This window comes from Stenotrophomonas maltophilia, assembly GCF_003970865.1.
GTDB lineage: Bacteria > Pseudomonadota > Gammaproteobacteria > Xanthomonadales > Xanthomonadaceae > Stenotrophomonas > Stenotrophomonas maltophilia_AR.
In genome coordinates, this window is record NZ_RXLZ01000064.1 from 19,606 (window position 1) to 28,315 (window position 8,710).

General features: G+C 66.7%; 5 protein-coding genes. 2 read left to right on the top strand and 3 right to left on the bottom strand.

Features of this window, described 5'->3' with window-relative positions:
* Window positions 1–293: 293 nt before the first annotated feature.
* Entirely contained in the window at window positions 294–2,585 is a 2,292-nt protein-coding gene (locus EKL94_RS18100) for an NADP-dependent malic enzyme (protein ID WP_032129106.1), read from the bottom strand.
* A 230-nt stretch (window positions 2,586–2,815) separates the two neighbouring features.
* The gene (locus tag EKL94_RS18105) at window positions 2,816–4,159 is read right to left on the bottom strand and encodes a dicarboxylate/amino acid:cation symporter (protein WP_049398388.1); all 1,344 of its coding nucleotides are present in this window, start codon (window positions 4,157–4,159) and stop codon (window positions 2,816–2,818) included.
* Window positions 4,160–4,491: 332 nt separating this feature from the next.
* Between EKL94_RS18105 and EKL94_RS18110 the strand changes: the two genes are divergently transcribed.
* Both EKL94_RS18110 and EKL94_RS18115 read left to right on the top strand, forming a co-directional pair.
* Complete coding sequence (locus EKL94_RS18110; protein WP_032129108.1) at window positions 4,492–5,661, top strand: OprO/OprP family phosphate-selective porin; 1,170 nt, start codon at window positions 4,492–4,494, stop codon at window positions 5,659–5,661.
* A 66-nt stretch (window positions 5,662–5,727) separates the two neighbouring features.
* Window positions 5,728–8,370, top strand: coding sequence for a hybrid sensor histidine kinase/response regulator (locus tag EKL94_RS18115; protein ID WP_126930117.1), 2,643 nt, complete (start codon window positions 5,728–5,730; stop codon window positions 8,368–8,370).
* A gap of 138 nt (window positions 8,371–8,508) precedes the next feature.
* Here the strand turns inward: EKL94_RS18115 and EKL94_RS18120 are convergent.
* On the bottom strand, window positions 8,509–8,710 hold a 202-nt coding region (locus tag EKL94_RS18120; protein WP_148105813.1), incomplete at its 5' end, for an IS3 family transposase.

The window sequence follows — 8,710 nt, forward strand, 5'->3', positions numbered from 1 at the left end:
CACCCTCACCCATGGGAAGTTGGTCGGGCCCAGGGTGGGAAGGCCGGTCCGGTCCCTTCCCACGGCCAGGCCGCGTGGGCGTATTGGGCCGCAACGGCGTTGCAGGGACATGACCGGGTTGCGTAGCGCGTGTGGCACAGACCGGGGTAGAGCCGGCCGCTGACCGGCTGCCGTCGTGTATCTGGACATGATTGGGGGTGCCGGCCAGCGGCCGGCACTACCCGTTTCCGCTGCGCGGAAACAGAAACGCGCCCCGTGGGGCGCGTTTCTGCAGCTGTCGCTGGAAAGAAGGCTTACGCCTTCTTTTCCGCTTCCAGCTGCTTGCGGATCTGCGCATCCACCGCCGCAATGGCGGTCATGTTCAGGATCCGGCGCGAGGTCGCGCTGGTGGTCAGGATATGCACCGGCTTGTTCACGCCCATCAGGATCGGGCCGATCGCCACGCCGTCGGTGAACACACGCACCAGGTTGTAGGCGATGTTGGCCGCTTCCAGGTTCGGCAGCACAAACAGGTTGGCGCGGCCCTGCAGGGTCGAGCCCGGCAGCAGCTTCTGGCGCAGCGCTTCATCCCATGCGGTGTCGCCCTGCATTTCACCGTCCACGTTCAGACGCGGGTTGCGCTTGAGCAGCAGCTCGCGCACCTGGCGCATCTTCAGCGCGTCCTTGGAATCGTGGCTGCCGAAGTTGGAGTGCGACAGCAGCGCCACCTTCGGCTCGATGCCGAACAGCTTCATGCGGTAGGCGGCCTGCAGGGTCGCTTCGCACAGCTGCTCGGCCGTCGGATCTTCCTGCACATGGGTGTCGACGAAGAAGAACACGCCCTGCTGGTTGATCACGCCGGTCATCGCCGAAGTGGAGGTGACCTTCGGCTCCAGCGGCAGCACGCTGCGCACGTAACCCAGCTTCTTGTGGAAGCGGCCGACGATGCCGGTCAGCATCGCATCGGCTTCGCCACGGGCCACCATCACCGCCGCGATCAGGGTCGGGCGCGAACGCATCAGGTTCTTGGCCGCGGCCACGGTCACGCCACGACGACCGGTCAGGCCGTGGTAGTACTGCCAGTACTCGTTGAAGCGCGGGTCATCATTGATGTTGGTGACTTCAACGTTCTCGCCGATCTTCAGGCGCAGGCCGAGGCGCTCGATGCGCGACTCGATCACTTCCGGGCGGCCGATCAGGATCGGGTGCGCCAGGCCGTCGTCGACCACGTTCTGCACTGCCTGCAGCACCACTTCCTCTTCGCCTTCGGCATACACCACGCGCTGCTTGTCGCTGCGCGCGCGGTCGTAGACCGGCTTCATCATCAGGCTGGTGCGGTAGACGAACTGGGCCAGCTTGTCGCGGTAGGCGCCCATGTCGTCGATCGGGCGCGAGGCCACGCCCGAGTCCATCGCGGCCTGGGCCACGGCGGCCGACAGCTCCACCAGCAGGCGGCGGTCGAACGGGCGCGGGATCAGGTATTCACGGCCGAAGCTCGGCGTCTCGCCACCGTAGGCCGAGCCCATGTCGGTGGCCGCACGGCGTGCCAGCGCGGCGATGGCGCGCACGCAGGCGATCTTCATTTCCTCGTTGATCGCGGTCGCGCCCACGTCCAGCGCACCACGGAACAGGTACGGGAAGCACAGCACGTTGTTGACCTGGTTCGGGTAGTCCGAACGGCCGGTGCCGATGATCGCGTCCGGACGGGCGGCGCGCGCCAGTTCCGGCATGATTTCCGGGGTCGGGTTGGCCAGCGCGAAGATCACCGGATCCGGCGCCATGGTCTTGACCATGTCGGCGGTCAGGATGCCCGGTGCCGACAGGCCCAGGAAGATATCCGCGCCGTCGACGATCTCGGCCAGGGTGCGCTTGTCGGTGTCGCGCGCATAGCGCTGCTTTTCCGGGTCCAGGTCGGTACGGCCGGTATGGATCACGCCCTCGCGGTCGAAGGCCAGGATGTTCTCCGGCTTCAGGCCCAGCTGCACCAGCATGTTCACGCAGGAAATGCCGGCTGCGCCCATGCCCGTGGTCGCAAGCTTCACTTCCTCGATCTTCTTGCCGGTGATCGCCATGGCGTTGAGCACGGCCGCGCCGACGATGATCGCCGTGCCATGCTGGTCGTCATGGAACACCGGGATCTTCATGCGCTCGCGCAGCTTGCGCTCGACCACGAAGCATTCCGGCGCCTTGATGTCTTCCAGGTTGATGCCGCCGAAGGTCGGCTCCAGCGAGGCGATGATGTCGACCAGCTTGTCCGGGTCGGTTTCGTCCACTTCGATGTCGAACACATCGATGCCGGCGAACTTCTGGAACAGCACGCCCTTGCCTTCCATCACCGGCTTGCCGGCCAGCGCGCCGATGTTGCCCAGGCCCAGCACCGCGGTGCCGTTGGAGATCACCGCCACCAGGTTGCCGCGGGCGGTCAGCTCGCTGGCCTGCTGCGGGTCGGCCTTGATCGCTTCACAGGCGTACGCCACGCCCGGCGAATACGCCAGCGACAGGTCGCGCTGGGTCAGCATGGGCTTGGTAGCGGAAACCTTGATCTTTCCCGGCGGGGACATCCGGTGGTAATCGAGGGCGGCCTGTTTGAAATCTTCGTTGGACATCGATGTGGGTTACATGAATGGGCAGAAGGGACAGGGGATGATACCCCCGTTGGAGCGTCTGGACCTGTCGCTATCCTGTCGCATGCATGCTGCGACCGCACAATTCCGTGCCGTATGCGACGGTACCGCGGCACCAGCTTCGGTGCCTCCCATGACAGCCATGGGACGCCTTGAAACGCCGCGGGGCCGTACCACTGTCGTGATCGGCCCCGCGGTACCACACACCTGGATCAGCCCCTGGCCGGCAGCGCCTCGGGCACCGCATCGATCAGCGGCGGCAGTTCGCTTTCGCGGCCATCCAGCGCCAGCTTCAGGCGGTTGCGGTCCAGCGCCCCCTCCCAGCGCGAGACCACCACGGTGGCCACGGCATTGCCGATGAAGTTGGTCAGCGAACGGCATTCGCTCATGAAACGGTCCACGCCCAGGATCAGCGCCATGCCGGCCACCGGCACCTCCGGCACCACCGCCAGGGTGGCGGCCAGGGTGATGAAGCCGGCGCCGGTAACGCCAGCCGCTCCCTTGGAGCTGAGCATGGCAACCAGCAGCAGGGCGATCTGGTGGCCCAGGGTCAGTTCGGTGTTGGTGGCCTGGGCAATGAACAGCGCGGCCAGGGTCATGTAGATGTTGGTGCCGTCCAGGTTGAACGAGTAGCCGGTCGGGACCACCAGGCCCACCACCGACTTGCTGCAGCCGGCACGTTCCATCTTCTCCATCAGCGACGGCAGCGCCGACTCCGACGAGGAGGTGCCCAGCACCAGCAGCAGTTCGGCCTTCAGGTAACGCGCCAGCTTGAACACCGAGAAGCCGCACAGGCGGCAGACCAGGCCCAGGATCACCGCCACGAACAGGAAGGCGGTGAGGTAGAACGAGCCCACCAGCCAGGCCAGGTTGATCAGCGAGCCGACGCCGTACTTGCCGATGGTGAAGGCGATTGCACCGAAGGCACCGATCGGAGCGGCCTTCATCAGGATGTGCACCAGCTTGAACACCGGAGCGACCAGCGCTTCCAGGAAGTTCACGATCGGCTTGCCCTTCTCACCCACCGAAGCCAGCGCGATGCCGAACAGCACGGCCACGAACAGCACCTGCAGGATGTTGCCATCGACGAACGCGCTGAGCAGCGTCTTCGGGATGATGTCCATCAGGAAACCGACCAGGGTCAGGTCATGCGACTTCTCGACGTAGCTGTGCACCGCGGTCTGGTCCAGCTCGGCCGGGTTGATGTTCATGCCGGCGCCGGGCTGCACCACGTGCGCCACGATCATGCCGACGATCAGTGCCAGCGTGGAGAAGAACAGGAAGTACGCCATCGCCTTGGCGAACACGCGGCCCACCGTGCGCAGGTGGGTCATGCCGGCGATGCCGGTGACGATGGTCAGGAAGATCACCGGCGCGATGATCATCTTCACCAGGTTGATGAAGGCATCGCCGAGCGGCTTCATCTTCTCGCCGATCAACGGTTCGTAGTGGCCGAGGATGGCGCCCAGGACGATCGCCACGATCACCTGGAAGTACAGCTGGCGATAGATCGGCAACGGCTTTGCAGGCACCGGTGCTGCGGTCGGGATGTGCATGGCGGACTCCGGAAGGGGCGTTTTCAGGCACGTACGGCCCCGGGACTGCACGGGAACCGTTACCGTGGAAACTGACCGCAGACCCTGTGCTGCACGCGCAGGGGGTGCGACCAATGGACGCCTTTGTACGCGCCAGGCACGCCGGCGCAGATAACCTATTGGTACTAGCCCCCCGGTTCAGGTGGCGGTGGTGCCTACACTGGCGCCGCACCGCCCGATCACGGGGAGGCCGGTGGCCCGAGCTGAACGGCCGGGCGCGTCATTGCGAAAGTTCCGGCCCTTGCGGCCGTTGTTGTCCTGTCCACACGCAATCTGAGAGAGCCGCACCCATCATGCGCCCGATTCCCACCTTGCTGGCCCTGTCGCTGGCCGCGCTTCCCGCCTTCGCTTCGGCTGCCGATTTCGACAACTGGCCGACCAAGTACGCCTTCGGCGACGGCACCGAGTTGGCCGCTACCGCCAACATCGCCTACGACTACAACGATTTCTCCTCGGGCAGCGGCCTTGAGGACGACGACGCCGTGCGCCGCAAGGAATTCGGTGCGACGCTGAAGAAGAAGGGCGTCTACGACGCGATGGTCTATTACGACTTCCAGTCCGATACCTGGCTGGACGTGTTCGTGCGCTTCGAAAGCAAGGCCTTCTTCGGCCGCGACATCGGCCGCTTCCGCTTCGGCTACATGAAGACCCCGGTCGGCCTGGACGCGAACACGTCTTCGCGCGCCGGCAGCTTCCTGGAAACCGCACTGCCGGTGCAGGCCTTCTACGCTGGCCGCCGCACGGGTGTGGAATGGGTGCTGGAGCGCCCGCAGTACCTGCTGCAGGCCGGCGCCTATGGCGGCAAGGACCTGCAGGGTGACAACCCGGGCACCACCCAGGCCGTGCGTGCGGTGTGGACCCCGGTGAAGGCGCCGGGTGACGTAATCCACCTGGGCCTGGCCTACTCGCAGGAAAACCCGCGCGGTTACAGCGATGGCCGCGACGTGCACCACGAGGCCAGCGCACGCCTGCGCGCACGCCCGGAGGCCGGCCTGACCGACATCCGCTATGTCGATTCCGGCGCGCTGGTCACCGCCGACCAGATCCGCCGCACCGGCCTGGAAGGCATCTGGATCCGCGGGCCGTTCTCGCTGCAGGCTGAAGCCCTGCGCGCCACGGTCACCCGTCATGACGGCAAGCCCGACTACACCGGCAGCGGCCAGTACGCGATGGCCAGCTGGGTGCTGACCGGCGAATCGCGCCCATACAACGCCGGTGCCGTGGCCAACATCAAGCCGGCGCACGACTACGGCGCGGTGGAACTGGTGGCCCGTTACAGCCGCATGGACCTCGACGATGGCAGCATCCTCGGCGGCCGCCAGCACGACCTCACCCTGGGTGCGAACTGGTACCTGACCAGCCACTTCAAGTTCCAGGCCAACTACGTCAAGGTCGACGCCAGCCGTCGCGGTGTGCACAGCACGCCGGAGATCTTCGAACTGCGCGCGCAGATGCACTTCTGACCCCTTCCACGTCAGATCCCGGCGGGCGTGCACGCCACGCCCGCCGGCCCTGCGTAGACTGCCGCCATGTACTGGCTCAGCCGCCACCGGATGCTGTTGCTGACCATCCTGGTGATGGTCGGTGGCACCGTGCTGTGTGCGGTCGCTGCCGGCCACTACGCCTGGCGGCGCGCACTGGGCGAGGAAAGCAGCCAGGTACAACGCCAGCTGCAGTTGTACGGCCAGGGCCTGCAGCAGCGCATCGACCGCTTCGGCACGTTGCCACAGGTACTGGCGCTGGATCCGGATCTGCTGCACGCGCTGCGCGTACCGCCCTCGCCCAGCGAACGGCAGCGGCTGAACCTCAAGCTGCAACGCGCCAATGAAGTCACCCGTGCCTCGACCCTGACCCTGGTCGGCCACGACGGCGTGGCAGTGGCGGCCAGCAACTGGGACCAGCCGACCACCAATGTCGGTGAGAACTACAGTTACCGCCCCTACTACCGCCAGGCACTGGCGCAGGGCCGCGGTCGCTTCTACGGCATCGGCATGACCACCGGCGTGCCCGGCTACTACCTGTCGCAGGCCATCGAGGAAGACGGCAAGCGGCTCGGCGTGGTGGTGATCAAGGTCGAGCTGTCCGCGCTGGAACAGGAATGGTTGAGCAGCCCCGACGTGGTGCTGGCCAGCGACGACCACGACGTGGTGTTCCTGGCCAACCGTGACAGCTGGCGCTACCGGCTGCTGCGTCCGCTGGGCGCCGATGAGCGCCGCGAGATGCTCGATGCCCGCCAGTACGCCGACCGCGCCCTGCAGCCATTGCGCGCACGTACCGAAGACGTACTGGCCGATGGTGGCCGCATGGTGCGCCTGCTGGATCCGGCACTGCCGCAGCCGATGCTGTGGCAGAGCCTGCCCTTGCCCGCCGAAGGATGGAACCTGCATCTGCTGCACGATGCGGGCGCGGCCACCGCCGCCGGCCGTGCAGCCGCGCTTACCGGCGGTGCCGCGTGGTTGGCGCTGGGCTTCCTGGTGCTGTTCGTGCAGCAGCGCCGACGCCTGGCCAAGCATCGCCTGCGCAGCCGCCGCGAGCTGGAAACCCTGCTCAAGCAACATGCACAGGAACTTCGCACCGCCCAGGATGGCCTGCTGCAGGCCGCCACCGACGCCGACAGCGGCCTCAGCCGCAGCCTCGAACACCTGCCGCAGGGCGTGGTGGTGATCGACCGGGAGCTACGCCTGGTCGCGTGGAATTCGCGCTACCTGGAGCTGTTCCGTTTTCCGCTGGACCTGGTGCGCGTGGGGCGGCCGATCGAGGAACTGTTCCGCTTCAACGCACGCCGTGGCCTGCTCGGTCCCGGCCCGGTGGACGAGGCCATCGAGCGTCGCCTGAACCACCTGCGCAGCGGCCGCCCGCATATGCGCGAGAGCGAGAAGGACGACGGCACCGTGCTGGAGATCCGCGGCAACCCGCTGCCCGACGGCGGCTTCGTCACCAGCTACGCCGACATCACCAGCTACAAGAACGCTGCGCGCGAACTGCGCTCGCTGGCCGACGCGCTGGAGCACCGCATCGCCGAACGTACCCGCGACCTGGACGAAGCACGCCGCGAGGCCGAGCAGGCCAACCGCTACAAGACCCGCTTCGTCGCCTCGGCCGTGCACGACCTGTTGCAGCCGCTGAATGCCGCACGCATGTTCGTCTCGGTGCTGCGCGGCAAGCTGAGCGACCCGGCGCAGCAGCAGACCAGCGACCATATCGATGCCGCGTTGGCTGCGCAGGACGCGATCCTCAACAGTCTGCTGGATATCGCGCGCCTGGAATCGGGCAGCCTGCCGACCCGTGTGCAGGCGTTCCGGCTCGGGCCGCTGCTGCAGACACTGGCGCGCGAATTCGGCATCGCCGCGCAGTCGCGTGGGCTGGTAGTCGACTGGGTCGATACCACTGCGGTGGTGGTCAGCGATGAAGCCCTGCTGCGCCGCATCCTGCAGAACTTCCTGTCCAACGCGCTGCGCTACAGCGAACGCGGCCGCGTGCTGCTCGGCTGCCGTCGCCGCGAAGGCCTGCTGTGGATCGAAGTGCACGATCAGGGGCCCGGCATTCCCGACGCGTTGCAGGGCGAAATCTTCGAGGAATTCCGCCGCCTGCACGACGGCCAGCAGCGCGGCGCCGGCCTTGGCCTGGCGATTGTCGACCGTATCGGCCGTCTGCTCGGCCATCCAATCCGGCTGCGCTCGCAGCTGGGTCAGGGCAGCGTGTTCGCCGTGGGCGTACCGTTCGGCGAGGCCAGCGCGATTCCGGCCACTGCGCCCGCGCCGGTACTGGTGCAGGAACCGGCCGCGGACAATCCGCTGCGCGGGCGCCGGGTGTGGGTGATCGACGACGATCCGCACGTCTGCGCCGCCAGCCGCGCGCTGCTGGAGCGCTGGGGCTGCGAGGTGGCGCTGGCCGACGGCCCGCAGGCGGCGCTGCAGCTGGCGGCAACAGGCGCGGTACCGGAGCTGGTGCTGCTGGATGTGCGCATGGGCGATCACCACGGCCCGGTGCTGTACGAGACACTGGCCGAACTGTGGCAGGCCCGCCCGCCGGTAGTGCTGGTCACTGCCGAGCGCGATGCGGGATTGCGTGAGATGGCCGCCGAGCGCGGCTGGGGAATGATGGCCAAGCCGGTGAAGCCGCCGGCGCTGCGGGCGCTGATGAGTCAGTTGTTGATCCGGCATCGCGGGTGATTCCCAGCCAACGGCGCAGCCCCTCGTGGGTGTTGGTTGATCGCGGAAAGCCGGGTTACTGAGGGCTGGCCAGGTGGGTGGGTAGTACGGGGACGCCGTAAACCCGTCCTTGAAGTGACCCCCGAGAGTTGGACGGGGTCAGGCGGCCGATTGGGCCTGCTCCCGGTACTTTACCGGGCTTAGGCCTTTCAATTTCAATTTGATGCGCTCTTGGTTGTAGTACTGGATGTATTCCACCAGCCCAGCCTCCAGATTTTCGATGCTGTCAAAGCTGTTCAGGTAGAAGAATTCCGACTTCAGTGTCCCGAAGAAGCTCTCCATTGCCGCATTGTCCAGACAG